23 protein-coding genes are annotated in these 25,929 nt (G+C 72.3%); 15 read left to right on the top strand and 8 right to left on the bottom strand.

Annotated features, from left to right (window positions below; all coding sequences use genetic code 11):
- Positions 1-31: 31 nt before the first annotated feature.
- Complete coding sequence (locus QIY60_RS20325; RefSeq protein ID WP_283143697.1) at positions 32-1,780, top strand: NAD+ synthase; 1,749 nt, start codon at positions 32-34, stop codon at positions 1,778-1,780.
- A gap of 11 nt (positions 1,781-1,791) precedes the next feature.
- Here the strand turns inward: QIY60_RS20325 and QIY60_RS20320 are convergent, their stop codons facing one another.
- On the bottom strand, positions 1,792-2,814 hold the full coding sequence (locus QIY60_RS20320; RefSeq protein ID WP_283143696.1) for an endonuclease/exonuclease/phosphatase family protein: 1,023 nt from the start codon (positions 2,812-2,814) through the stop codon (positions 1,792-1,794).
- 304 nt (positions 2,815-3,118) lie between these two features.
- Between QIY60_RS20320 and panB the strand changes: the two genes are divergently transcribed.
- From panB to QIY60_RS20305, 3 genes are all read left to right on the top strand, one after another.
- The gene (gene panB, locus QIY60_RS20315; protein ID WP_283143695.1) at positions 3,119-3,997 is read left to right on the top strand and encodes a 3-methyl-2-oxobutanoate hydroxymethyltransferase; all 879 of its coding nucleotides are present in this window, start codon (positions 3,119-3,121) and stop codon (positions 3,995-3,997) included.
- Positions 3,998-4,174: 177 nt separating this feature from the next.
- Positions 4,175-5,200 (top strand): ATP-binding cassette domain-containing protein, encoded by a 1,026-nt coding sequence (locus QIY60_RS20310; RefSeq protein ID WP_283143694.1) that lies wholly within the window; start codon positions 4,175-4,177, stop codon positions 5,198-5,200.
- Entirely contained in the window at positions 5,197-6,051 is an 855-nt protein-coding gene (locus QIY60_RS20305) for an ABC transporter permease (protein ID WP_283143693.1), read from the top strand. Before QIY60_RS20310 ends, QIY60_RS20305 begins: the two co-directional genes overlap by 4 nt.
- Positions 6,052-6,076: 25 nt before the next feature.
- On the opposite strand, the gene QIY60_RS20300 is transcribed toward QIY60_RS20305, so the two are convergent.
- Positions 6,077-9,400: a BTAD domain-containing putative transcriptional regulator gene (locus tag QIY60_RS20300; protein WP_283143692.1), complete on the bottom strand. Its 3,324-nt coding sequence runs from the start codon at positions 9,398-9,400 to the stop codon at positions 6,077-6,079.
- A gap of 167 nt (positions 9,401-9,567) precedes the next feature.
- Here QIY60_RS20300 and QIY60_RS20295 point away from each other — a divergent pair, with 167 nt between their 5' ends.
- A complete protein-coding gene (locus QIY60_RS20295) occupies positions 9,568-10,368 on the top strand; it encodes a site-2 protease family protein (RefSeq protein WP_283143691.1) in 801 nt (266 codons plus the stop codon).
- On the opposite strand, the gene QIY60_RS20290 is transcribed toward QIY60_RS20295, so the two are convergent.
- On the bottom strand, positions 10,358-10,549 hold the full coding sequence (locus tag QIY60_RS20290) for a hypothetical protein (protein ID WP_101388078.1): 192 nt from the start codon (positions 10,547-10,549) through the stop codon (positions 10,358-10,360). The genes QIY60_RS20295 and QIY60_RS20290 overlap by 11 nt on opposite strands.
- A 66-nt stretch (positions 10,550-10,615) precedes the next feature.
- Positions 10,616-11,329 carry an NADPH-dependent F420 reductase gene (gene npdG, locus QIY60_RS20285; protein WP_283143690.1) on the bottom strand — a complete coding sequence of 238 codons (714 nt, stop codon included), beginning with the start codon at positions 11,327-11,329 and terminating at the stop codon, positions 10,616-10,618.
- A gap of 119 nt (positions 11,330-11,448) precedes the next feature.
- Between npdG and QIY60_RS20280 the strand changes: the two genes are divergently transcribed.
- Entirely contained in the window at positions 11,449-12,051 is a 603-nt protein-coding gene (locus QIY60_RS20280; protein WP_283143689.1) for a hypothetical protein, read from the top strand.
- Between the two features lie 143 nt (positions 12,052-12,194).
- Here the strand turns inward: QIY60_RS20280 and QIY60_RS20275 are convergent, their stop codons facing one another.
- Positions 12,195-12,419, bottom strand: coding sequence for a hypothetical protein (locus QIY60_RS20275; protein ID WP_283143688.1), 225 nt, complete (start codon positions 12,417-12,419; stop codon positions 12,195-12,197).
- Between the two features lie 78 nt (positions 12,420-12,497).
- Between QIY60_RS20275 and map the strand changes: the two genes are divergently transcribed.
- Together map and QIY60_RS20265 are read left to right on the top strand one after the other, a co-directional pair.
- Positions 12,498-13,355 carry a type I methionyl aminopeptidase gene (gene map / locus QIY60_RS20270; RefSeq protein WP_101388082.1) on the top strand — a complete coding sequence of 286 codons (858 nt, stop codon included), beginning with the start codon at positions 12,498-12,500 and terminating at the stop codon, positions 13,353-13,355.
- Between the two features lie 175 nt (positions 13,356-13,530).
- A complete protein-coding gene (locus tag QIY60_RS20265) occupies positions 13,531-14,181 on the top strand; it encodes a biliverdin-producing heme oxygenase (RefSeq protein ID WP_283143687.1) in 651 nt (216 codons plus the stop codon).
- Between the two features lie 118 nt (positions 14,182-14,299).
- On the opposite strand, the gene QIY60_RS20260 is transcribed toward QIY60_RS20265, so the two are convergent.
- The 3 genes from QIY60_RS20260 to QIY60_RS20250 all read right to left on the bottom strand — a co-directional run bounded on the left by QIY60_RS20260 (position 14,300) and on the right by QIY60_RS20250 (position 18,190).
- On the bottom strand, positions 14,300-14,977 hold the full coding sequence (locus QIY60_RS20260) for a PhzF family phenazine biosynthesis protein (protein WP_283143686.1): 678 nt from the start codon (positions 14,975-14,977) through the stop codon (positions 14,300-14,302).
- Between the two features lie 79 nt (positions 14,978-15,056).
- Positions 15,057-16,544: an HtaA domain-containing protein gene (locus QIY60_RS20255; RefSeq protein ID WP_283143685.1), complete on the bottom strand. Its 1,488-nt coding sequence runs from the start codon at positions 16,542-16,544 to the stop codon at positions 15,057-15,059.
- A 50-nt stretch (positions 16,545-16,594) separates the two neighbouring features.
- Complete coding sequence (locus tag QIY60_RS20250) at positions 16,595-18,190, bottom strand: HtaA domain-containing protein (RefSeq protein WP_283143684.1); 1,596 nt, start codon at positions 18,188-18,190, stop codon at positions 16,595-16,597.
- Positions 18,191-18,297: 107 nt separating this feature from the next.
- Here QIY60_RS20250 and QIY60_RS20245 point away from each other — a divergent pair, with 107 nt between their 5' ends.
- The 7 genes from QIY60_RS20245 (at position 18,298) to QIY60_RS20215 (ending at position 25,863) form a co-directional block, all read left to right on the top strand.
- The gene (locus tag QIY60_RS20245; RefSeq protein ID WP_283143683.1) at positions 18,298-19,305 is read left to right on the top strand and encodes an ABC transporter substrate-binding protein; all 1,008 of its coding nucleotides are present in this window, start codon (positions 18,298-18,300) and stop codon (positions 19,303-19,305) included.
- Positions 19,306-19,334: 29 nt separating this feature from the next.
- Positions 19,335-20,390: an iron ABC transporter permease gene (locus QIY60_RS20240; RefSeq protein ID WP_283146012.1), complete on the top strand. Its 1,056-nt coding sequence runs from the start codon at positions 19,335-19,337 to the stop codon at positions 20,388-20,390.
- A complete protein-coding gene (locus QIY60_RS20235; RefSeq protein ID WP_283143682.1) occupies positions 20,387-21,343 on the top strand; it encodes a heme ABC transporter ATP-binding protein in 957 nt (318 codons plus the stop codon). Before QIY60_RS20240 ends, QIY60_RS20235 begins: the two co-directional genes overlap by 4 nt.
- Positions 21,344-21,510: 167 nt before the next feature.
- Positions 21,511-22,653: an iron uptake system protein EfeO gene (gene efeO / locus QIY60_RS20230; protein ID WP_283143681.1), complete on the top strand. Its 1,143-nt coding sequence runs from the start codon at positions 21,511-21,513 to the stop codon at positions 22,651-22,653.
- Positions 22,654-22,687: 34 nt separating this feature from the next.
- Positions 22,688-23,980 (top strand): iron uptake transporter deferrochelatase/peroxidase subunit, encoded by a 1,293-nt coding sequence (gene efeB / locus QIY60_RS20225; protein WP_283143680.1) that lies wholly within the window; start codon positions 22,688-22,690, stop codon positions 23,978-23,980.
- A 25-nt stretch (positions 23,981-24,005) separates the two neighbouring features.
- Complete coding sequence (gene efeU, locus QIY60_RS20220; protein ID WP_283143679.1) at positions 24,006-25,001, top strand: iron uptake transporter permease EfeU; 996 nt, start codon at positions 24,006-24,008, stop codon at positions 24,999-25,001.
- On the top strand, positions 24,889-25,863 hold the full coding sequence (locus QIY60_RS20215; RefSeq protein ID WP_283146011.1) for a hypothetical protein: 975 nt from the start codon (positions 24,889-24,891) through the stop codon (positions 25,861-25,863). The genes efeU and QIY60_RS20215 overlap by 113 nt, the downstream gene beginning before the upstream one ends.
- Positions 25,864-25,929: the final 66 nt, after the last annotated feature.

The raw sequence follows: 25,929 nt of genomic DNA, 5'->3' as shown, positions 1-25,929 counted from the left end.
ATCGCGTCGCTTTGACGATTACACTGGCGGGGTGCCTCAACTACGTCTCGCTCTGAATCAGATCGACTCGACCGTCGGCGACATCGCCGCGAACGCCGAGGCGATCGTGCACTGGACCCGGCACTGTGCCGAGCAGGGCGCGCACCTCGCCGCCTTCCCCGAGATGATGCTGACCGGCTACCCCGTCGAGGACCTGGCGCTGCGCTCCTCGTTCGTCGAGGCGTCCCGGCAGGCGCTGACCGACCTCGCGGCGCGGCTGGCCGCCGAGGGCCTCGGGGAGCTCCCGGTGATCGTCGGCTATCTCGACCGGTCGGCCGCGCGGCCCCGCTACGGCCAGCCCGCGGGCGCCCCGCGCAACGCGGGCGCGGTGCTGCACCGCGGCGAGGTGGTGCTCAGATACGCCAAGCACCACCTGCCCAACTACGGCGTCTTCGACGAGTTCCGGTACTTCGTGCCGGGCGACACCCTGCCCGTGATCCGGGTGCACGGCGTCGACGTGGCCCTCGCCATCTGCGAGGACCTCTGGCAGGACGGCGGCCGCGTCCCGGCCACCCGGTCCGCCGGGGCCGGGCTGCTGGTCTCGATCAACGCCTCGCCGTACGAGCAGAACAAGGACGACACCCGGCTCGAACTGGTTCGCAAGCGGGCCCAGGAGGCGGGGTGCACCACCGCGTACCTGGCGATGGTGGGCGGCCAGGACGAGCTGGTCTTCGACGGCGACTCGATCGTCGTCGACCGGAACGGCGAGGTCGTCGCCCGCGCCCCGCAGTTCACCGAGGGCTGTGTCCTGCTCGACCTGGAGCTGCCCGCCGCGGGCCCGGTCCCGTCCGGGACCGTCGACGACGGGCTGCGGATCGAGCACGTGATCCTCTCCGAGGAGCCCGTCCCGGCGTACGAGCCGGAGCGCACCGGAGGCCAGGCGGACCGTCTCGACGACGACGAGGAGGTCTACTCGGCGCTGGTCACGGGGCTGCGCGCGTACGTCTCCAAGAACGGCTTCCGGTCCGTCCTGATCGGTCTGTCCGGCGGCATCGACTCGGCGCTGGTCGCCGCGATCGCCTGCGACGCGGTCGGCGCGGAGAACGTGTACGGCGTGTCGATGCCGTCCAAGTACTCCTCGGACCACTCCAAGGGCGACGCGGCCGAGCTGGCCCGGCGCACCGGCCTCAACCTGCGCACGGTGAGCATCGAGCCGATGTTCACCGCCTACATGGTCTCGCTCGGGCTCACCGGGCTCGCCGAGGAGAACCTCCAGTCGCGGCTGCGCGGCACCATGCTGATGGGGATCTCCAACCAGGAGGGCCACCTCGTGCTCGCGCCGGGCAACAAGTCCGAGCTGGCGGTGGGGTATTCGACCCTGTACGGCGACTCGGTCGGGGCGTACGGCCCGATCAAGGACGTCTACAAGACGACCGTGTTCCGCCTCGCCAACTGGCGCAACAAGGCGGCGGCCGACCGCGGCGAGGTCCCGCCGATCCCGGAGAACTCGATCACCAAGCCGCCCAGCGCCGAGCTGCGCCCGGACCAGGTGGACACGGACTCGCTGCCGGACTACGCGGTCCTGGACGCGGTCCTGGCCATGTACGTCGACCGCGACCAGGGCCGCGAGGCGATCGTGGCGGCGGGGTTCGACGCGGAGCTGGTGGCGAGGACGCTGCGGCTCGTCGACACCGCCGAGTACAAGCGGCGCCAGTACCCGCCGGGCACCAAGATCTCCGCGAAGGGCTTCGGCAAGGACCGGCGGCTGCCGATCACCAACCGGTGGCGCGAGTCGGTCTGAGCCCCCGGGCCTCAGATCTTCAGCCGGGCCGCGATCGGCAGGTGGTCGCTCGGCGTCCGGCCCAGGGTCCACGAGGACTTCGGCTCGACGCCCTTGACCATGATCTGGTCGATCCGGGCCATCGGGAACGACGCGGGCCAGGTGAAGCCGAAGCCGTTGCCCGCCGCGCCCTGGGTGGAGCGCATCTGCGAGGTGATGTTGTTCAGGGCGCGGTCGTTCATGGTGCCGTTGAGGTCGCCGAGCAGGACCACCTTCTTCAGCGGGTCGCTCGCGATCGCGTCGCCCAGGGCGTCCGCGCTGGCGTCCCGCTGGCGCGCGGTGAACCCGGCGCTGAGCTTCACCCGGACCGAGGGCATGTGCGCCACGTACACCTTCACCTGGCCCGCGGGCGTGCTCACGGTGGCCCGCATGGCGCGGGTCCAGCCCAGCCTGATCTCGACCGGCTCGGCCTCGCTCAGCGGGAACTTCGACCACAGGCCCACCGTGCCCTGCACCGAGTGGTGCGGATAGGTCCCGGCCAGCGCCTTCTCGTACGCGCCGACCTTGTCGCCGGGCAGTTCCTCCAGGGCGAGGACGTCGGCGCCGGAGGCGATGAGCTCGCGGGCGGTGCCGGCCGGGTCGGGGTTCTCGGCGTTCACGTTGTGCGTGGCGACGACCAGGTCGCCGCCCTTGCTCTCCTTGTCGGTGAGCAGCCCGCCGAAGAGATTCAGCCACACCACCGCCGGGAGGAGCAGGGCGATCAGCGCGGTCGCCGAGCGGCGCCACAGGGCGAGGCCGAGGAGCACCGGGACGAAGAGGCCGAGCCACGGCAGGAAGGTTTCCGTGAGGCTGCCCAGGTTGCCGATCCGGTTGGGGATCTTCGCGTGGACCAGCATGACCAGGGCGATCAGCACCGCGAGCCCGGCCAGGACCAGACCCCGCCGCCAGATGCCGGGGTCCCCTCTCCAGCCGTCGAGCAGGCGCCGGACCCGGGATCCGGAGCGCTCACCCTCCGCGCTGCCGTTCCCCGTCTCCGTCACGTACGCCCGCGTCATACCGTCGTCCTCACTGCCTTGCCGTTCGCACTCCGCCGCCTCGATGACCCTAGGCGATGGAGGGCGGCTTTCCCTGTCCCCGTACTGCCTCGATGACGACGGGGCGCCGCGCCGGGTTCCAGCGGGTCACGGTTGAGGGGGTGGCTGTGACAAAACGCGCATATTTGCCAGGCAGGTGGTTCAAAGCTCACGTATTTGCGTGACTGAGGCACCCACTTCCCGTCGGCGGGGGTGGGATGCCACCATGGAAGTGGTCCGGAGACGCCGTCAGGGCGCTTCGAGATGACGAACAGGAGCCGTTGCGATGACGCAACAACTTAAGGCTGCGCAGAATCCGCCCGTAGAACGTTCCGACAGCAGCAAGGCGCTGTACGGGGGCAAGTCCACGCGCCGCGTCACGATCCACGACATCGCCGCCGCCAAGGCCCGGGGCGAGAAGTGGCCCATGCTCACCGCGTACGACGCGATGACCGCGTCCGTCTTCGACGAGGCCGGGATCCCGGTGCTCCTCGTGGGCGACTCGATGGGCAACTGCCACCTGGGCTACGACACGACCGTCCCGGTCACGCTCGACGAGATCGCCATGCTGTCCGCCGCCGTCGTACGGGGCACCAAGCGCGCCCTCGTCGTCGCGGACCTGCCGTTCGGCACCTACCAGGAGGGCCCGGTGCAGGCGCTGCGCAGCGCCACCCGCCTGATCAAGGAGACGGGCGTCGGGGCCGTCAAGCTGGAGGGCGGCGAGCGCTCGCTGGCCCAGACCGAGCTGCTCGTGCAGTCCGGCATCCCGGTCATGTCCCACCTGGGCCTGACCCCGCAGTCCGTGAACGCCATGGGCTACCGGGTGCAGGGCCGCTCCGACGAGGCCGCGCACCAGCTGCTGCGCGACGCGAAGGCCGCGGAGTCCGCGGGGGCGTTCGCGGTGGTGCTCGAACTCGTGCCGGCCGAGGTGGCCGCGGAGATCACGCGCTCGCTGCACATCCCTACGGTGGGGATCGGGGCGGGTGTCGGGTGCGACGCGCAGGTGCTCGTCTACACCGACATGGTGGGGCTTACCGGGGGGAAGGTGCCGCGCTTCACTAAGCAGTACGCGGATATGCGGCGGGTTCTTGGCGATGCGGCCAAGGAGTTCGCGGGTGAGGTTGTCGGCGGGGCGTTCCCGGCCGAGGAGCACACCTTCCACTAAGCGCGCCGCTTGGGGGATGCGGTCAATTTTGACTGCGGACCGGCCTGGGCTGGTCGCGCAGTTCCCCGCGCCCCTGACGGGGCCCGCCAGCCCGTCGGTACTCCGGTATCGGCGGGCTGTCGGCGTCTGTAGGTCGCCTGTCGGTGGATTGTCGGTGGCGGCTGGCACCTTTGGGGCATGACGCGAATCGACAACAACCCCGAAGGCGGCGCGGCCAACGCCGTCACGGTGCGGGGGCTGGTGAAGCACTTCGGCGACACCAAGGCGCTGGACGGCGTGGACCTGGACGTCCGCGAGGGCACGGTCCTCGGAGTCCTGGGGCCCAACGGCGCCGGCAAGACCACCCTCGTCCGCTGCCTGTCCACCCTGATCGTGCCGGACGCCGGCACCGCCACCGTCGCCGGGTACGACGTGGTGAAGCAGCCCCGCCAGCTGCGCCGCACGATAGGCCTCACCGGGCAGTACGCCTCGGTGGACGAGAAGCTGTCGGGCTGGGAGAACCTGTACATGATCGGGCGGCTGCTCGATCTGTCCCGCAAGGACGCCCGGGCCCGCGCCGACGAGCTCCTTGAGCGGTTCTCGCTCACCGAGGCCGCCAAGCGGCCCGCGATGAACTACTCGGGAGGCATGCGCCGCCGCCTCGACCTCGCGGCCTCCATGATCGGCAACCCGGCCGTGCTCTACCTGGACGAGCCGACCACCGGTCTCGACCCGCGCACCCGCAACGAGGTGTGGGACGAGGTCCAGCGGATGGTGGCCGAGGGCGCCACCGTGCTGCTCACCACCCAGTACATGGAAGAGGCCGAGCAGCTGGCGAACCAGCTGACGGTCATCGACCGCGGCAAGGTCATCGCCAACGGCGGCATCAACGAGCTGAAGGCGAAGGTCGGCGGCCGCACCCTGCAGATCCGGCCCACCGACCCGGGTCAGCTGGGAGCGATGGCCCGCGCCATCACCGAGGCCGGTCTCGACGGGGTCTCCGGCACTCAGGCGGTCCCCGACGAGGGCCTGCTGAACGTGCCGATCCTCAGCGACGAGCAGCTGACCGCGGTGGTCGGCCTGCTGGGCGCCCGCGGCTTCGGCATCGCCCACATAGGTACCCATCTGCCCAGCCTGGACGAGGTGTTCCTGGCCATCACCGGCCAGAAGCCCACCCTCCAGGAGTCCGACAGCGACGACACGATCGAGGAGGTCGCGGCATGAGCACCGCCACCACCGCCGAGGCGGCCCCCGCGAAGGCGCCGACCGGCATCCGCCCGCCCGTCACGGACGCCGACGGCCGGATCGGCCCGCGCGCCAATCTGCGGCACATAGGCGCCCTGGTGCGCCGCAACGCGCTCCAGATCAAGCAGGACCCGGAGTCGATGTTCGACGCCGTGTTCATGCCGATCATCTTCACGCTGCTGTTCGTGTACGTGTTCGGCGGCGCCGTCTCCGGCAAGGGCAACCAGGGCGAGTACGTCAACTACCTGATCCCGGGCCTGATGGCGATGCAGGGCCTGAACATCGCGATGGCGGTGGGCACCGGCATCAACGACGACTTCAAGAAGGGCGTCATGGACCGGTTCCGGACCATGCCGATCGCCCGGTCGTCGGTCCTGATCGCCAAGATCGTGGTCGAGATCGGCCGCATGATCGTCGCCACCTCGATCCTGCTGGTCATGGGCTTCATCCTCGGCCTGTCCATCCACACCTCGGTGCTCGAACTGCTCGCGGCGGTCGGCCTGTCACTGGTGTTCGGCGCCTCGCTGATGTGGATCTTCATCCTGCTGGGTCTCACCATGAAGACGGCCCAGGCCGTCCAGGGAGTGGCGATGCTGGTGCTGATGCCGCTGCAGTTCGGCTCGTCGATCTTCGCGAAGCCGACCACGATGCCGGGCTGGCTGCAGACCTTCACGGACTACAACCCGCTCTCCAACCTCGCCGACGCCGCCCGCAACCTGGTCAACGGCGGCCCGGTCGCCCACTCGGCGCTGATGACGCTGGGCTGGGCGGTCGCGATCACCGCGATCACGGCCCCGCTGGCGGTCGCCAAGTTCCGCAAGAGGACGTGACCCTGACGGCTCGTCAGGGTTGACATCAGTCCCGTTCGCGTTGTGCCAGGGCGGCGGCCTCCTCCAGGGAGAGGCCGCCGCCCTCGGCGTACGCGGCGTCGTAGGCGGCGCCGTCGAGCAGCGGGCGGACCAGCGCCTCCACCTTCGCCCGCAGCTCCGCCTCCATGGGCGTGGCGAAGTGGACCGGCGGCAGCAGGGTGTCGTGCGCGCCGATCAGCCGCGCCGCGTCGGCGGCCCTCCCGGCGCCGGGTTCCGCGAGGCCCGCCCACGCCCAGGCGACGGAGAGCAGGTGCACCGGGATCATCTGGGGCGCGACCATCCGGGCCATCGGCTCCACGGCCCGGGCCAGCGCGGCGCGGGCGTCCGCCAGGCCCTTGCCGTAGGCGCCCTCCAGGTTCTCCAGCCAGGCCCGGATGCCGAGCACGAAGCCCTCGAAGAGCGCGAGGTTGCTCGACTTGAACTCCTCCAGCATCAGCGCGATCTGCTCCCGGGCCTCCGGGACCCGCTCGGTGCGGCCCAGCCACATCGCCAGGAACATCCGGGCGGCGGGCTGCGCCTCGTACCCCGCCTGGCGGCCCGCGGCGAGGATCTCGCGCAGCATCGCCTCGCCGCGCTCGCCCTCGCCGGTCTCCAGGAGCACCGACGCCAGGCGCGCCTTCAGGAGCGACACCTGCGCCTGGGCGCCGAGCCGTTCGGCGTACCGCACGGCCTCGGTGTAGTCCTCGGCCGCCGGCCCGTACTCGCCGCGCCGCTCGCGGGCCTCGCCGCGCGCGGACAGCGCCTCGGCGGCGCCCCAGTCGTCGCCGAGGCGCCGGTAGATGACCAGTCCCGCGTCGGCGTCGCGGGTCGCCTCACCGGCCCAGTCGCTGCGGTTGGCGAGGACGTTGGCCCGCATCTGGAGGGCGTTGGCGAGCTCCCACTCGTAACCGAACTCCTCACAGGCCCGCACGGTCGCGTCGAGCAGTTCCCTGAGCTTGTCCACGTCGCTGATCAGGACCACCGGGAAGAACCAGAGCGCGCCGGGCATCCGGCAGGTCTGCGGCAGCCCCGGCCGGTAGACGCCCACGATGGTGTGCAGGCGCTCCCGCGCCTCGGGCGTCGTCCAGTCGTCGGCGGCGTGGTCCATGGAGACGAGCAGGAACAGCCGCACCCCGCGCCGCGCCTCCTGGAGCACCTCGGGCTCCATCGGCGGCGGGCTGTCGGTGCAGCGCGCGAAGACCGGGGGCGCGGGCTCGGCGGGCGGCGCGAACGGGTCGGGGCCGAGCTCCGCGGCCGCCTCGGACCAGCGGCGGGACTCGCCGCGCAGATCGCGCATGTGCCAGTACGAGGCCAGCGCGTGCACCATGCAGAGCACTTCCTGCTCGTCGGCGAGGTCGACGGCCCGGCGCAGCGCGGTGCGCAGGTTCTCGTACTCCCGCTCCAGGAGATCGACCGCGGCGCGCTGGCCTCCGCCGCGCAGCTCGGGGTCGGTGGTCCGGGCCAGCTCGCGGTAGTGCACGAGGTGGCGGCGCTCGGTGGCGCCCCGGTCCCCGGCGCCGTCGAGCCGCTCCGCCGCGTACTCGGCGACGGTCTCCAGGAGCCGGTAGCGCATCTCGCCGCCGTTCCCGGGCGCGGCGACGACCAGCGACTTGTCGACGAGGGAGCCGAGCAGCGGGGCGACGTCGAGGGCGGCGACACCGGCCGGGCCGTCCGCGCAGACCTCCTCCGCCGCCGCGAGGTCGCAGCCGCCCGCGAAGACGGAGAGGCGGCGCAGGACCGTGCGCTCCGGGGCCTCAAGGAGGTCCCAGGACCAGTCGACGACCGCGCGCAGGGTCTGCTGGCGCGGCAGTACGGTCCGGCTGCCGCTGGTCAGGAGGCGGAACCGGTCGTCGAGCCGGTCCGCGATCTGACGAGGCGTCAGCATGCGGAGACGGGCGGCGGCGAGCTCCACCGCCAGCGGCAGACCGTCGAGGCGGCGGCAGATCTCGGCGGCCGCCCCCGGGTCGTCCTCCACCCGGAAGCCCGGCCGGGCCGCCGCACCCCGGTCCGCGAGCAGCCGCAGCGCCACCGGCGCCGGCAGCGGCTCCACCGGCCGCACCAGCTCGCCCGGCACGCCCAGCGGCTCCCGGCTGGTGGCCAGGACGGTCAGCCCCGGGCAGCGGGCCAGCAGATACTCCGCCAGCTCGGCGGCGGCGCCGATCACGTGCTCGCAGTTGTCCAGGAGCAGCAGCATCCGGCGGCGCTCGCAGTGCGCGGCGAGGTGGACGAGCGGGTCGCCGCCGGTGCGGTCGACGGCCCGCAGCTCCTCGGCGCCGGCGCCGTGCAGCACGGTCTCGCGGGCGCCGACCGAGGTGAGGACGGCGGCGGGCACGGCCGCCGGGTCGGCGACCGGGGCGAGTTCGGCCAGCCACACCCCGTCGGGCCAGCCGTCCCCGGCCGCGCCGACGGCCTCGGCGGCCTCCTGGGAGAGCCGGGTCTTCCCGGCCCCGCCGGGCCCGAGCAGCGTCACCAGGCGGGCGCCGCCCAGGTCCCCCCGGATCGCCTCGATGTCGGCCTCGCGCCCGACGAAGGAGGTGAGCCGGGCGCGCAGATTGCCGGGGGCGGCGGGACGGGCGGCGGCGGGCGCCTCGACGGCAACAGGCGCTTCGGGCGTGTGCAGCAACTCCCCGTGCAGCGACCGCAGTTCGGGGCCCGGGTCGGCGCCGAGGCGGTCGGCGAGGGTGCGGCGGACGTCCTCGTACGCGGCGAGGGCCTCGGCCGTGCGGCCCGCCGCGCGCAGGGCGCGGATGCGCAGGGCGTGCAGCGGCTCGTCGAGGGGGTGGGCGGCGCAGAGCGCGGCCAGCTCGGGCAGCGCCTCGTCGGCCCGGCCGAGGGCCAGGGCCGCGGCGAGGCGGGCCCGGCGGGCGTCGAGGCGGCGGGCCTCCCAGCGGGCCGCCTCGGCGGTCCGGTCGGGCAGATCGGCCAGGACCGGCCCGGTCCACAGCGCGAGCGCGTCGTCGAGCCTGGTCAGGGCCTTCGCCGGGTCGCCCTGCTCCAGGGCGCGGGCCCCGTCCCCGGCCAGCCGCTCGAACCGGTACAGGTCGATGTCGTCCGGCTCGGCGTCGAGGCGGTAGCCGCCGCCCTCCACCGAGGCGATCGCGGTGTGCCCCACCGCCCGCCGCAGCCGCCCCACCAGCGCCTGGAGCGCACCGGCCGCGTCGGCGGGCGGCTCGCCGTTCCACACCTCGTCGACGAGGAGGCCGACCGGGACCGTACGGCCGGGACGCAGGGCGAGCACCGTCAACAGGGCGCGCAGCCGCGCCCCGCCGACGGCGACCGCCGTTCCTTCGGGGTTCAACAGCTGGGTGGTGCCGATAATCCGGTAGCGCACGGCCCCATTCTCCGCGACGTGCGGCGCCCCCGTGCCCCCGCCCGCCAACTCCCGGCCAAGCGCCGGTGGCCAGGGGTGGAACTCGTACGGGATCGCCGGACGTTCTCGGGGTATCACCTGTACGGTCGGGGCCGTCCGACCGCACCTCCACCCCGGGAGCCCCGCACATGGCCACCGCCACCTCGCGCCGCAGCGACCGGAGGATCAGCCCGGTCTTCCTGGGGATCGCCGCCGTCACCGCGGTCGCCGGATGGGCGGTGTGGACGGGGTTCTCCAGCGCGCCGGGCTTCGCCGTCTTCCTCTTCGTGACGGGCGCCTGGGTCGTCTCCCTGTGCCTGCACGAGTACGCGCACGCCCGCACCGCGCTGCACGGCGGCGACATCTCGGTGGGCGCCAAGGGCTATCTGACGCTCAACCCGCTGAAGTACACGCACGCGATGCTGTCGATCGTGCTGCCGGTCATCTTCGTGATCATGGGCGGCATCGGTCTGCCCGGCGGCGCCGTCTTCATCGAGCACGGCCGGATCCGGGGCCGCTGGAAGCACAGCCTGATCGCGGCGGCGGGCCCGCTCACCAACGTGCTGTTCGCGGTGGTCTGCACGGCGCCGTTCTGGCTGCACACGCTGGACGGCGTGCCCGCCGGGTTCCGCTACGCGCTGGCGTTCCTGGCGCTGCTCCAGGTGACGGCGGCGATCCTGAACTTCCTGCCGGTCCCGGGCCTCGACGGGTACGGAGTGATCGAGCCGTGGCTGTCGCACGGGATCCGCCGCCAGATCGAGCCGTTCGCGCCCTTCGGGCTGCTCGCGGTCTTCGCGTTCCTGTGGCTGCCGTCGGTGAACAACGTGTTCTTCGACGCGATCCACTCGATCCTGCGCGGGCTCGGCGTCACCGAGTTCGACACCTACTGGGGCCAGCGCCTCTACCGCTTCTGGCAGGGCACCCCCGACATCCCGTCGCTCACCGGCTGACGGCGGCGGCCCGCCGCGCGTCGGCCTTCGCCTTGCGCAGGTAGTACCAGGCCATGTTGGAGGAGAGCCCGGCGAGCAGGATCCAGACGACGCCCGTCCAGTTGCCCTGGACGAAGGAGACCACAGCGGCGGCGACCGCGAGGGCGCAGACGACGAGGGCGTACAGAGCGAGGCGGGGCATGGGGGTCGGCTCCTGTCCGGGTACGGCGCTGATGCCCGTCCAGTGTCCCCCATGCCCCGGACGGACCTACACGTCGGTCACGCGCAGCCCGGCGTGCGCCTTGTAGCGGCGGTTCACCGAGATCAGGTTGGCGACGAGCGACTCCACCTGGTGGGCGTTGCGCAGCCGCCCCGCGAAAACCCCACGCATCCCGGGAATCCGGGCGGCCAGCGCCTGCACCAGGTCGGTGTCGGCGCGGCTCTCGCCGAGCACCATCACATCGGTGTCGATCTCCTCGATCGAGGCGTCCTGGAGGAGCACGGCCGAGAGGTGGTGGAAGGCGGCGGTGACCCGCGAGTGAGGCAGCAGGGCGGCGGCCTGCTCGGCGGCGCTGCCCTCCTCGGGCTTGAGGGCGTACGCGCCCTTCTTGTCGAAGCCCAGCGGGTTGACGCAGTCGACGACGAGCTTGCCCGCGAGCTCCTCGCGCAGCGCCTCAAGCGTCTTGGCGTGCCCGTCCCACGGCACCGCGACGATCACTATGTCGCTGCGGCGCGCGCACTCGGCGTTGTCCGCGCCCTCCACACCGAGGCCCAGCTCGTCGGCGGCGGCCCGGGCGCGCTCGGCGGCCCGCGAGCCGATGATCACCTTCTGGCCCGCCCGGGCCAGCCGGTAGGCGAGCCCGCGGCCCTGGTCGCCGGTGCCACCGAGCACGCCGACGACCAGGCCGGAGACGTCGGGCAGGTCCCAGGGGTCCTTGGCGGCGGGCTTCGGGGTGTTCTCAGCACTGTCAGTGGAAGTCATGGAGCCGACCTTACGCCGGGCCCTACCGGGAGGTAGGGCCCTGGTGTGCCTGCTCCCGTTCGGGTGAGGAGTGACGATCGCGGCCCGCCGGGGCGCGCGGTGCGGCAGGATGCCGGGCCATGGATGCCGTACGCGTCGCACTGTTGCGGGAAGTCCTCGCGGGGACGGAGTGGCTGCGGGGCACCCGCCGGTTCGCGGGGGTGCTGCGGGGGTCGGTGGTGCCGAACGGCGGGGGGCTGCTGCTTGTGGGGACCGAGGCGTACGAGCCGTGGCACCTGGCGGCGCACCTGACCGACGAGGCGGCCTGGTCGGGGGTTCCCGAGCTCACCCCCACGCTCGTACGCCACCGGGTCGAGCCGGGCCGCGGCCCTCACCTGTCCGTAGGACTGGGGCGCCTGGCGGCGGCCGGGCGGGGCGAGACCCTGCTCGTGGTGGCGCCGGAGCGGCCGGACGGCGGCCTCCTGGAGCGGGTGCACGACGCCCGGCGGGCCGGGGCGCGGGTCCTGGCCCTCGACGGGGGCGACCCGGAGGTGCGGGGCCTGGTCCACGAGTCGCTGACGGTGCCGCCGGGCGCGGAGGTGGACCTGGACACGGTGCAGCACCTGGTGAGCGCGGCGGCGGGGGAGAACGGGCTGCCGGTGCAGCGGGGGCGGCGGGGGTTCCGCGACCGGCTGTCCCGCTTGGCGGACCAGCTGACGGCGCCACCGCCGGCTCGGTGGTGACGGGGCAACTCTTGCACCGGGCTGTGCCCCGGGCCCCCTCGGGGCTTCGCCCCGAACCCCCGTTTCGGCTGCGGGCCGTGGGGGCTGGTCCGCAGACAAAGCACGGGGCCTGGGGCGAAGCCCCAGCAGGGGATACGGGGGCCTCAGTCCCCCGTCTCGGGTTGCTTGTCGTGCCACTTCGGGTCCGTGTCCCACTCCAGGTTCCGCTCCTGGGCGGTCTCCATCGCGTGCTGGGCCTCCTCGCGGGACCCGTAGGGACCGAAGCGGTCCTTCGCCGGGCACTCCGGGCCCTCCTCGACCTTCTGGTGGACCAGGCAGTAGTACCACTCGCCCGGCTTGCCGGCCGTGCGCTTCTTGAACAGGGCCATGCGGAGGCTCCTTCCTCGGCCCGCGCTCCGGACCTTCTCGACCATGCTGCCCCAACGCGGCTCGATAGACTCGGCGGCATGTCCGCCCAGTCGCTGCTAGTACCAGGGGAGCTCTCTCCCACCCGCTCCGTCCCGGGGAACATCCGACGCCCCGAGTACGTCGGGAAGCCCATGCCCACGCCGTACACCGGCCCAGAGGTGCAGACCGCCGAAACGATTGAGCTCATGCGGGTCGCGGGCCGCATCGCCGCCCGCGCGATGGAGGAGGCCGCCAAGCTCATCGCGCCCGGCGTGACCACCGACGAGCTCGACCGGGTCGCGCACGAGTACATGTGCGACCACGGCGCGTACCCCTCGACGCTTGGGTACCGGGGCTTCCCGAAGTCCCTGTGCAGCTCGGTCAACGAGGTCATCTGCCACGGCATCCCGGACTCCACCGTCCTGAACGACGGCGACATCGTGAACCTCGACGTCACCGCGTACATCGGCGGCGTCCACGGCGACAACAACGCCACCTACTTCTGCGGCGACGTCGACGAGGAGTCGAAGCTCCTGGTCGAGCGGACCCGGGAGTCGCTCAACCGCGCCATCAAGGCCGTCAAGCCCGGCCGCCAGATCAACATCATCGGCCGTGTCATCGAGTCGTACGCCAAGCGGTTCGGCTACGGCGTCGTGCGCGACTTCACCGGGCACGGCATCAGCACGGCCTTCCACTCCGGCCTGATCGTGCCGCACTACGACGCGCCGCACGCCACCACCGTGATCAAGCCGGGGATGACCTTCACGATCGAGCCGATGCTGACGCTGGGGACGCACGAGTACGACATGTGGGAGGACGGCTGGACGGTCGTCACCCGCGACCGCAAGCGGACGGCCCAGTTCGAGCACACGCTGGTGGTGACGGAGACGGGCGCGGAAATCCTCACGCTGCCGTGATCGATTCCCCGTGTCCGGGGGTACATGCTTACCGACAGGCCGTCGGGAACCAGTTGACTTAGGTAAGCCTAAGTAGTTAGGTGAGCCTAAGTAGCGGGATCGGTGCTGCTCCGTTGTTCCGAGCCGTTCCGATCAGTGCTGGTTCCCGTACCCCCTCGGTCCCCGGAGGCACGCCTTGGACACGCCCTTCTCCACCCTCATCCGCACGGCGTCGCACGAACAGCACACCGAGGCGGAGAACTCCGGCTTCATGAGCGCCCTGCTCGGCGGGCGGCTCGGCGTCGACGCGTACGCGCGCTACACCGAGCAGCTGTGGTTCGTGTACCAGGCCCTGGAGGAGGGCGCGGGCGCGTTGCGGAACGACCCCGTGGCGGGGCCGTTCATACGGCCCGAGCTGATGCGAACGGCCGAGCTGGAGCGGGATCTCACGCATCTGCGGGGCGAGGGCTGGCAGCGGGGCGCGACCCCGCTCCCCTCGACCCGGGCGTACGCGGCGCGGGTGCGGGAGTGTGCCGTGACCTGGCCCGCGGGGTATGTGGCGCACCACTACACGCGGTATCTCGGTGACCTGTCCGGTGGGCAGATCATCCGTGACCGGGCGGAGAAGACGTGGGGGTTCGCGCGCAAGGGCGACGGTGTGCGGTTCTACGTTTTCGAGGCGATTCCCAACCCGGCCGCTTTCAAGCGGGGGTATCGGGAGTTGCTGGATGCGGTGGATGTGGACGAGTTGGAGAAGCAGCGGATCGTGGACGAGTGCAGGCGCGCGTTCGCGCTGAACACCGCGGTCTTCCGGGAGCTGGGGCAGGAGTTCCCGCGGAGCGCGTGAGCAGTCCTCGTTCGGCTGCGGACCATGCGTGGCTGGTCGCGCAGTTCCCCGCGCCCCTTTTCGGCCCGGGGTTTGTCTGCGGATCGTGCTGGGTTGCTCGCGCAGTTCCCCGCGCCCCTTAAAGGCCCTGCGGGCCCTCAAGGCGTACTCGGCCGCCCAGTTCGATCGTGTCGTCCGGGCCCGGGGCCGTGAGTAGTTGGGAGCCCTTGCCCTGGGTGATGTTGAGGGCTCGGCCCAGCTGGGACGTGAGGAGGAGGGCTGCCGCGCCTGTTGCCTCGTCCTCTTCGATTCCGTCGCCTCGGCCGGGGAACGCCCTCGCCCGGACGCGTCCGGCGGCCTCGTCCTCCCAGCCCCAGGCGTAGACCCACTCCCCCGGCTCGGGCACGTCCAGGGCGTCGACCTCGGCGGCCGAGGCGTACTGCCGCAGGGTGCGCGGCGGGGCCCACTCCGGGCGGGCCGTGATCCAGGTGAACTCGCCGTCCTGGCGCGCGAAGACGTCGCCCACGGCCAGTTCCAGTACGTCGATGTCGAGCAGCCACGCCGCCCCGACCAGCGGATGGCCCGCGAACGGGAGCCGCAGACCGGGCGTGTAGATGTCGACGGCGCCCCGCTCGGGGTCGTCCACGAACACCGTCTCGCTGAAGCCGAGTTCCTTGGCCAGCGCCTGCCTGGCCGCCTCGTCGGGCAGCGCGGAGCCCTCGCGCACCACGCCGAGGGCGTTGCCGTGGCGGCCGTCGGGGCCGCAGAAGACCCTGAGTACGTCGATGAGTACGCCGGGTACGCCGTTTTCCGTCACCCCGGCATTCAACAACACCCACGACGGCCGCAGGGCCGCACCCTTCGGAAAGGGTGCGGCCCTGCGGTGCGGGTGGAGATCAGGCGCGGCCGAGGGTGGTCCGACGGCGGGCCGCGTACACGGCGGCCGCCCCGGTCACAGCGATCGCGCCCGCCGCGCCGAGCAGCGGTCCGGTCGGGGCGGAGGAGCCGGTGGCGGCGAGGGAGCCGCCGGTGGTCGAGCCTCCGACGTTCCCGCCGGCGGTGGCGGCGGTTCCGGAGGTGCCGGTTCCCCCGGCCGTACCGCCGCCGCCCGTCGTCGCCGTGTCAGCGGCGGTGTCCAGGTCCGCGCCCTCACTCAGGCCCAGCGCGACCGTGACCGGGTCGATGGCCTCCCCCGCCTTGTACTGGGACTGCTCGCCGGGCCGGGCGAAGACGGCGGCGCCGTCGGCGGTGAAGGCCGCCGGTACGGCGGTCAGCCGCACCACGTCCTTGCGGGCCGTGAAGTCGGCCCGGGAGAGGTCGAGGGAGGCGAACTCGACGTTCCGCTTGACCCCTTGGGGCGTGGTGACGTCGACGTACAGGGCGCCCTTGGCGCCGGACGCCTCTATCCGTACGGCACCGAAGGCGATGTCGAGGTTGCCGTGGGCCGCGTAGGTGAAGCGGACGTTGCCACGGAAGGAGGTGTTCACTTTGCGGGCGTCGGCCTTCAACTCACCCTTGTCGAGCGGGAACCCGAAGGAGTCCTTGGAGGCGGTCGCTCCCTCGGAGACGGTGGTCTTGCCGCCGCTGGCGATGTACGCGCGCCACGACTGCTTGAGCCCCCAGCTCAGCTTGGCCTTCACGACTTTGTCGGAGGTGGGGGCGGGGGTGGTCGGGGCGGGCTTGGTGGGAGTGGGCTTGGTGGGCGTCGGCTTGGTGGGGGTGGGGCTGGGCTTCGTCGGGTCCGGCTTGGTGGGGTCCGGCTTGGTGGGGTCGCCGCCCATCGGGAACGTCAGCGTCGCCGGGTCGAGCTTCTCCCCCTTCTTGTAATTGCCGTTGAACGCGGCGGCGCCCTGCTCGGTGAGGGTGGCCGGGATGTCCTTGAAGGTCATCGCGGCGCCCTGCGACGGCTTGACCTGCGACAGGTCGAGGTCGGCGAGCGGCACGTCGTCGGCGGTCTTGTCCTTGCCGCCGTCCTTGGTGGTCACATCGGCGGTGATGACGCCGGTCGTGGTGGTCGTGGTCACCTTCAGGTCGGACAGTTTGATGTCGAGGACGCCTCCGTGCGCCGAGAACCGGACGCTCCCCTTGAAGGCCGTGGCACTGGCGTGCGTGGACGTGTCGTACGCACCCGTGCCGTCCACGAACGTGAACACCCCGTTCCCGGGGGCCTGCTTGGCACCGTCCGCGACCGTGATGCCGCCCGCACCGACGTACCGACGGAAGCTGTCCTTGAACCCCCAGTCGAGCGTGGCGCCCTTCAGCTCGACTTTCGACGCGGCGAGGGCGGGGGCGGCGGACAACACCGTGGCGGCGGTGGCCGCACAGACGACGGCGATCGCCGTCGCACGGGCGGTGGACCGAGGAAGACGGGAGGTGACGGACATGGTCAGGTGGCTCCTTGGTGGATGGAGGGAGGGGTGGGACGGTCAGTCGGTCAGTTCTGGGTGATGCCGGGGCCAGGGTCGGTGTCGGGGCGGGTGCCGGTGCCGGGATCGGTGCCGGGATCGGTGCCGGGATCGGTGCCGGGATCGGGATCGGTGCCGGGGTCGAGGTGAGTGTCGGCGTGGGTGCCTGGGTCGGCTGCTGTGGAGGGCGTCGCGGGCGTACCTCCCCGCTCCCGAGCGCCTCCGCCTGCGGGCCGTGTGTGGCCGCTCATGGCATCCCCGGACGCCTTTAGGGGCGCGGGGAACTGCGCGACCAGCCCACGACGGCCCGCAGACGAAGAACGCCGCACCGCAAAAGCGACCGCCACCGCCGCGAGCAAACCCGCGCCCACCAGCCCGAGGTACAGCCGCCCGTGGTCGGGGGAGGCAGCCTCCGACCGGGCAACCGGCGAGGGCGACGGCGTCGCAGACCCCCCGCTCCCCACATCCGGCAGCGCCGGCAGCCGAGCCGCCCCCTCCACGGCCACGGTGAGCGACACCGGGTCCATGACGGTCCCCGCCGGGTACATCCCGCCGAACACCGTCGCCCCCTCCGCCGTGAGCGTCGCGGGCGCCTCCGTGACGGCCACCAGGCCGCCGCGCGGGGCGAGTCGGCCCGCCGCGAAGGTGATCAGGGGGCGCCCGGCCGAGGAGAGCGTGCCCCGGCCGTCCGCCACCTTGACCGCGATCCGGTCGAGCGTGAGCGAGAAGTGGGCGCCCGCGAACCGCACCGCGCCCGCGAACGAGGCGTCGAGCGTGCCCTTCTCCTCGTCGTACGAGCCGTGCCCGCGCGGGAACCTGAACAGCGCGCCGCCGTCCTGGGCCCCGCCCGACAGCGTCCAGCCGCCCTGGGCGACCGACCCCGTGACGTACTCCCGGAAGGTCCGGCGCACACCCCAGTCGACGGCCGCGTCCGCGAAACCGGCGCTCGCGCTACGGGAAGGCGCAGGAGACGACGGCGTGGGAGTCGGGCTCGCCGGCGCGTCCGCCGCCCGCGTGTCCACCGACAGACTCACCGGGTCGAGCGCGGTCCCGGCCGGGTAGTACCCGGCGAAGGCCGCGGCCCCCTGCGAGGTCAGCGTCGCGGGCACGTCGGTGAGCGCCACGGGCGAACCGCCGCCCCGCATGTCGATGCCGCCCAGGGACAGCGCGGCGAGCGGTACCTGGCTCGCCGTGGTGACCTTGCCGGTGCCCTTCGCCCGGCTGGTCATGTCGGCGTAGAGCGTGCCCCGGCCGCTGGAGATACGGACGGTGGGGCGGGCGATGGTCAGGTCGAGTTCGTACGAGCCGTCGGCCTTGGGGTGTCCGGTGAAGCGGACCCCGCCGGAGAAGGCGGCGTCGAGCGCCCCGCCGCCGGGGTCGTACGAGCCCGCCGCCGAGTGGAACCGGAACCGGCCGGTGCCGACCGTGGCGGCCCCGCCGAGCAGGCTCCAACTCCCGTGCGCCACCGGCCCGGTGACATAGCTCTGGAAGGACGATCTGACGCCCCAGTCGAGCCTGCCGCCGCGCACGGTCCGGTCCGCCGCGTGCGCCGGACCCACCGGGACGAGCAGGGCGCCGAGGACGGCCGCGAGCAGGGCGGACGCGAGGGAACGGGACGGCAGCATGACGAACCCCTTCAAGGGCTGGCGACTTAGGTAAGGCTAACCTAAGCTAACCCCTGGTCAATAGGCCACACCCCGATCCATCCGCAGACGACAGGACGGTGCACCCGGTGCGAACGACACGCACGACACGACTACTCACGGGCGCGCTGATCTCCCTACTCGCCCTCACGGGCTGCGGCACCAGTGGCGCGAAAGGCGACGGGCCCGCCCCCGCCGCCTCAACCGACCGCGCCGAGCCGCTCGCCGCCCGGGACATCGCGGCGCCGCACCTCCCCGCCACCGTCGACTCGGCCGACGGCCGCCGTGTCGAAGTGGCCTCCGCCGACCGGATCGTGCCGCTCACCGGCTCGCTCAACGAGATCGTCTTCTCGCTCGGCCTGGGCGGACACGTCGTCGCCCGCGACATCACCGCCACCTTCGAACAGGCCGCGAAACTGCCGGTGGTGACCCGCGCCCACGACGTCTCGGCCGAGAGCGTGCTCTCCCTGAAGCCGACCCTCGTCCTCGCCGACACCGAGACGGGACCCGCCGAGGCGATCGGCCAGATCCGCGCCGCCGGGATCCCGCTCGTGGTGGTCGCACCCGCCAAGAGCCTCACCGACGTGGGCCGCCGCATCACGACCGTGGCCGGGGCCCTGGGCGTACCGGGTGCGGGCCACAAGCTCGTCACCCGGACCGAGGAGCGGATCTCGGCCGTGCGCAAGGGCGTTCCGGCCGCGCCGGACGGCAGGAAGCCGCGCGTCGCCTTCCTCTATCTGCGCGGAACGGCCGCCGTCTATCTGCTCGGCGGCGCCGAGTCGGGCGCGCCCTCGCTCCTGGAGGCGGCGGGCGCGGCCGACGCGGGCGCGCAGTCGGGGCTGCGCAAGGACTTCACCCCGCTCACCAGCGAGGCACTGGTGAAAGCCGCACCCGACGCGATCCTCGTGATGCGCAAGGGGCTTGAGTCAGTGGGCGGGGTCGACGGGCTGCTGAAGATCCCGGGCGTCGCCCAGACCCCGGCCGGGCTCGACCGCCGGATCGTCTCCATCGACGACGGCGTGCTCCTCAACTACGGCCCCCGGACCGACCAGGTCCTGAAGTCGCTGGTGGACCAGTTGTACAAGGGGGCCAAGTGACGGCGCCCTCCTCCTCCACGGCCACCGAGGTGCGGGAGCCCGCCTCGAAGGTCCGCCGGTCCACCGCCGCTTGGACCCTCACCGTCGCCCTCGCCACCGCCCTGCTCGTGCTCGCCCTGCTCTCCGCCGGGCTCGGGGCGTACCACATCCCCCTCTCCGACGTGCTCGGCTCGGTCCGCCACCGGGCGGGGCTCGGCGGGCACCCGCTCGACCGGGTCGGCGAGAGCGTGCTCTGGAACGTACGACTACCCCGGGTGGTCCTCGCCCTGCTCGTCGGGGCCTCGCTCGGGTGCGCGGGGGCGCTCGCCCAGGGCGTGTTCGGCAATCCGCTCGCCGAGCCGGGTGTCATCGGGATCTCCTCGGGCGCGGCGGTCGGCGCGGCCGGCTCGATCGCGCTCGGGCTGAACTTCTTCGGCAACTGGACCGTGACGCTCTGCGCGTTCGCCGCCGGGCTCGTCACCGTCCTGCTCGTCTACGCCCTGTCCCGCTCGGGCGGCCGTACGGAAGTGGTCACGCTGATCCTCACCGGCATCGCCGTGAACGCCTTCGCGGGCGCGCTCATCGGCCTGTTCGTCTTCTTCGCGGACAGCGCGCAGCTCTCCCAGATCACGTTCTGGCAGCTCGGTTCGCTCGCCCAGGCCACCTGGCCCAAGGTGCTGGCCGTGCTGCCGTGCGCGGCGGCCGGCCTGGCCGTCGCCCCGTTCTACGCCCGCAAGCTGGACCTGCTCGCGCTCGGCGAGCGCCCGGCCCGGCATCTGGGCGTGGACGTGGAGCGGCTGCGGATCGTCCTGGTCCTGGTGGTCGCGCTGCTGACGGCGGCCGCGGTCGCGGTGGCCGGGGTCATCACGTTCGTCGGGCTGCTCGTGCCGCATCTGCTGCGGATGGCGGCCGGGCCCGGGCACCGGTTCCTGGTGCCCGCGAGCGCGCTCGGCGGGGCGGTGGTGCTGGTCGCGGGCGATCTCGCGGCCCGGACCGCCGCCGCGCCCGCCGAGCTCCCCCTCGGCGTGCTCACCGCGCTCATCGGCAGCCCGTTCTTCTTCTGGCTGCTGCGCAGGACCCGTCGTGGACAAGGTGGTTGGGCATGAGATTCGTACGGTTCACGGCGGCGCGCCGCAGGAGCGTGCCCGGGGCCGCCGCCCCGGGCGAGGTCCTGGCCGAGGCGCGCGGGCTGCGGGTGCGCCTGGGCGGGCGGACGGTGCTCGACGGGGTGTCCGTCCGGGCCCGCGCCGGGGAGGTGCTCGCGCTGGTGGGGCCGAACGGCGCGGGCAAGTCGACCCTGCTGGGGGCGCTCGCCGGGGACCTCGCCGTCTGCGGGGGCGAGGTGCGGATCGCCGGGCGGCCGCTCGCCGCCTGGTCCCCGGGCGACCTGGCGCTGCGCCGCGCGGTGCTCCCCCAGTCCGCCGCGCTCTCCTTCCCCTTCCCGGTCGAGGAAGTGGTGCGGATGGGCCGGGCACCCTGGGCCGGGATCGGCGGGGCGGACGCAGAAGACACAGACGACGCGGTGGTCGCGGCCGCCATGGCGGCCACCGAGGTCGCCGCATTCGCCGACCGCCCGTACGCCGAGCTCTCCGGCGGCGAGCGCGCCCGGGTGGCGCTGGCCCGGGTGCTGGCCCAGCGCGCCCCGGTGCTGCTGCTCGACGAGCCGACCGCCGCGCTCGACCTGCGCCACCAGGAGCTGGTGCTGCGGCTGTGCCGGGAGCGGGCCGGGGCGGGGGACGCCGTGGTGGTGGTCCTGCACGACCTGGGGCTCGCGGCGGCGTACGCGGACCGGGTCGCCGTACTGCACTCCGGCGCGGTGGCGGCCGAGGGGGCGCCCGCCGAGGTGTTCCGCGAGGAGCTGCTGAGCCGGGTCTACCGACAGCCGGTGGAGGTCTTCCCGCACCCGGGGACCGGGGTTCCGCTGGTGGTGCCCAAACGGGAGTCCGTACGGAGTCACGGGGGCGCAAAGAAGCGTGCGGGAGCGCAAGAAATCAGCCATGCGCAGGCGTGTGAGCCCGGGGCAAAACCCGTGGATCATGGTCCACGCAGCGCCGCTTGACCGTTCCTTGACCCCACCATGGCTTTCCTGTGATTGGCCTGTTATCGACGGCCGAGAGCGGGGGTGAGGTGAGAGCTGAATCACTTACCCGATGGGTATCGGTCAGGTAAGCCTCGGTTAAGTTAGGTCCGCCTCACCCCCCTGACCGAAACCAGTGTGGAGCCCGCATGCGAGCCGTCCGTCTCTCCGTAGTCACCGCCGCCACGACCGTCGCGGCGCTGGCCGCCGTCACGGGCTGCTCCTCGAAGAGCGACTCCAAGAGCGCCGACGGTGCCATCCAGGTCACCGCCTCCGACGACGCCTGCAAGCTGTCGAAGACCGAGTTCGCGGCCGGCCACGTGCAGTTCTCCATCGAGAACAAGGGCTCCAAGATCACCGAGGTCTATCTGCTCTTCCCGGACGACCGGATCGTCGCCGAGCGCGAGAACATCGGCCCGGGCACGAAGCAGAACCTCACCGCCGAGGTGAAGGCCGGCTCGTACGAGGTCGCCTGCAAGCCCGGCATGAAGGGCAGCGGCATCCGCCAGAAGGTCACCGTGACCGGCGGCGCCCAGACCCCCAAGCGCGACCCGAAGCTGGACGCGGCCGTCGCCGCCTACCGCACCTATGTGCAGCAGCAGGCCGACGACACCCTGCCCAAGCTGAAGACCTTCACCGACGCCATCGCCGCCGGTGACGTCGAGGGCGCGAAGAAGGCGTACGCGCCCTCGCGCATCGGCTGGGAGCGCACCGAGCCGGTCGCGGAGTCCTTCGGCGACATCGACCCGAAGACGGACGTGCGCGAGGACGGCCTGGAGAAGGGCCAGACGTGGACCGGCTGGCACCGCCTGGAGAAGGCGCTGTGGGCCGACGGCAAGATCGGTGACGAGGAGAAGAAGCTGGGCGTCCAGCTCTCCAAGGACATCGCGGACTGGCAGAAGCGCGTCGGCACCGCCGAGATCACCCCGACCTCCATGGCCAACGGCGCCAAGGAGCTCCTGGACGAGGTCGCCACCGGCAAGGTCACCGGCGAGGAAGAGCGCTACAGCCACACCGACCTGGTCGACTTCAAGGCCAACGTCGAGGGCGCCCAGAAGGCGTACGAGCTGCTCAAGCCGGTCGCCTCGAAGAACGACCCGGCGCTGACCGCCGAGCTCGACAAGCAGTTCGCGGCGATCGAGGCCCAGCTCGACAAGTACCGCACCGACAAGAACTCGTACGAGTTCACCTCGTACGACAAGGTCGGCGCGGGCGAGCGCAAGCAGCTCGCGGACGGGGTGAACGCGCTCGCCGAGCCGCTCTCCAAGCTCGCCGCGGCCGTCGCCAAGTAACACCGCACGCAGTCAGAACAGGAGGGATTCCGCCATGAGCGACACGACCGACACCGGCGCCGGCACCACCGCCGACGCCGCCGGGGGCACCACGTCCTCGGCCCCGTCCCGCCGTTCCCTGCTCGGCTGGGGCGGTGCGGGCCTGGCGCTCGGCGCCGCCGCGGCCGGCGGTGCCGTCGCCGCGGTGCGCAGCGACACCAGTGACGCGGTGCCCGCCGCCGACACCGGCGCGGCCGTGCCCTTCTACGGCGCCCACCAGGCCGGTATCGCCACCGCCGTCCAGGACCGGCTGCACTTCGCCGCGTTCGACGTGACCACCAAGGACCGCGGCGAGCTGATCAAGCTCCTCAAGGACTGGACGGCCGCCGCCGCGCGGATGACCGCGGGCCAGACGGTCGGCGAGGGCGCCTACGGCGGGCTCGCCGAGGCGCCGCCGGACGACACCGGCGAGGCGCTCGGCCTCAAGCCGTCCCGGCTCACCCTGACCATCGGCTTCGGCCCCTCGCTGTTCGCCAAGGGCCGCTTCGGCCTGGAGGGCAAGCGGCCCGAGGCGCTCGTCGACATCGAGAAGTTCCCCGGCGACAACCTCGATCCCGCGCGCAGCGACGGCGACCTGTGCGTCCAGGCGTGCGCGGACGACCCGCAGGTCGCGGTGCACGCGATCCGCAACCTGGCCCGGATCGGCATGGGCAAGACCGCCATCCGCTGGTCGCAGCTGGGCTTCGGCAAGACCTCCTCGACGACGCCGGACGCCCAGACCCCGCGCAACATGATGGGCTTCAAGGACGGCACCCGGAACGTCTCGGGCACCGACGCCGCCGCCCTGGACAAGCACGTCTGGGTCGGCGAGAAGGACGGCTCGCCCTGGATGACCGGCGGCTCCTACCTGGTGGCCCGCCGCATCCGGATGCACATCGAGACCTGGGACCGCACCCCGCTGTCGGAGCAGGAGGACATCTTCGGCCGCGACAAGGGCGAGGGCGCCCCGGTCGGCAAGGCCAAGGAGCGCGACGAGCCGTTCCTGAAGGCGATGAAGCCGGACGCGCACGTGCGCCTCGCGCACCCCGACTCGAACAGTGGCGCAACGATCCTGCGCCGCGGCTACTCCTTCACGGACGGCACGGACGGCCTCGGCCGCCTGGAGGCGGGCCTGTTCTTCCTCGCGTACCAGCGCGACGTCCGCAAGGGCTTCCTGCCGGTGCAGCGCAGCCTGGCGCGCCAGGACGCACTCAACGAGTACATCCAGCACGTGAGTTCGGCGATTTTCGCCGTCCCGCCGGGCGTCCGCGACAAGGACGACTGGTGGGGCCGGGCACTGTTCAGCTGATCGGCCGAGGGCTGAGGGGAAACTAATGTTCGGCAATTATCTGATCGGCCTGCGCGAGGGTCTGGAAGCCAGTCTGGTCGTCTGCATCCTCGTCGCCTACCTGGTCAAGACGGGTCACCGCGAGGCGCTGCGGCCGATCTGGATCGGCGTCTCCGTGGCCGTCCTGGTCGCCCTTGGCTTCGGCGCGGGCCTGGAGTTCGGCTCGCAGGAGATGACGTTCAAGGCCCAGGAGGCGCTCGGCGGCTCGCTGTCGGTCGTCGCCGTCTGCCTGGTGACCTGGATGGTCTTCTGGATGCGGCGCACCGCGCGGTTCCTGAAGTCCGAGCTCCAGGGCAAGCTGGACGCGGCGCTGCGGCTCGGCACCGGCGCCCTGGTCGCCACCGCGTTCCTGGCGGTGGGCCGGGAGGGCCTGGAGACCTCGCTGTTCGTCTGGACGTCGGTGCACGCGGCCGGGTCCGAGAACGGCAACACCGACCCGCTGATCGGCGCGCTCCTCGGACTCGCCACCGCGGTGTTCCTCGGCTGGCTCTTCTACCGGGGCGCGCTCAAGATCAACCTGGCGAAGTTCTTCACCTGGACCGGCGCGATGCTGGTCGTGGTCGCGGCGGGCGTGCTCGCGTACGGCGTGCACGACCTGCAGGAAGCCGACTTCGTTCCCGGCATCAAGAACCTGGCGTTCGACATCAGCTCCACGATCCCGCCGGACAGCTGGTACGGCACGGTCCTCAAGGGCGTCCTCAACTTCCAGCCCGACCCGACCGTCCTCCAGGTCACGGTGTGGGCGCTGTACCTCATCCCCACGCTCGCGCTGTTCTTCGCCCCGGTAGGGTTCGCGAAGTCCGTGAGGAGCTCCGCTCCCGCGGCGGCGGCCAAGAAGGACGAGGGGCAGAAGGCAGTCCATGAGCAGGGTGAGTCGGCTGACGGCGGCGCTCGCGGCGGTGACCGTACTGACGGTGACGGCGAGCGGCTGCGTGACGGTGCACGGCGAGCGGGAAGTAGTACCGTCGGCGACCAGGGCTGAGGCCGCACAGGCGCTCAGGGACTTCACGGACGCGTACAACAAGGCCGACAAGGCCTTCGACCCGGCCCTCGACGCGGGCCGGGTCACCGGTCCGCTCGGGGCGGTCAACCAGGCGGGCCTCAAGGCCCGGCACGTCACCGACCCGGGCGGCAACCCGCAGCACGTGCCGCTGGAGCTGACGGACGCGAAGTTCTCGATACCCAGGAAGGCGGGCTGGCCGCGCTGGTTCGTCGCCGACACCGACTCCAACCGGGACAGGGACTCCGGCCCGGACGACACGCGCTGGCTGCTGGTGTTCGTACGCGGCGGGGTCGGCGACGTCTGGAAGGCGGCCCACCTCTCGGTCCTGGCCCCCAAGGACGTCCCTTCCTTCGCGGCCGACAAGGACGGCTTCGCCGAGCCCGTACGGCCGGACGACACCGGGCTCGCGGTGGCGCCGAAGGATCTGAGCGAGCAGTACGTGTCGTATCTGCGCACCGGCCGCCCCGAGGCGTTCGCGCCCGGCCCGCACACCACGCTGTGGCGCGAGCAGCGCAAGAAGAACGCGGTGCTGCCGGGTCTTTCCACGCAGTACGTGGACCAGCCGCTGGACGGCGGCGACTTCGCGCCGCTCGCTCTGCGGACGCGGGATGGCGGCGCGCTCGTCTTCTTCGGTACGCGGCACTTCGAGAGGCAGACGGCGGCGAAGGGTGTACGTCTGAACATCAACGCGGATGTTCGGGCGCTGATGACCGGGGAGGCCCGGTCTACGGTGACGAAGGAGCGGGTATCTGATGACGCCGCGCTCGTCCCGTCGACGGGGCGGGGCCCTATCACGGTGATCAATCGCCTTCAGGGCCTGGTCTCGGCCAAGGGCGAATAAGGTTTCGCGTTCATCTGCGGGCCGGTGGCGGGCTGGTCGCGCAGTTCCCCGCGCCCCTGAAAATGC

This window comes from Streptomyces sp. BPTC-684 (assembly GCF_030028635.1).
GTDB lineage: Bacteria > Actinomycetota > Actinomycetes > Streptomycetales > Streptomycetaceae > Streptomyces > Streptomyces noboritoensis.
The sequence above is the reverse complement of the archived record's forward strand: the minus strand, read 5'-3'. Positions and strand labels throughout refer to the sequence as shown.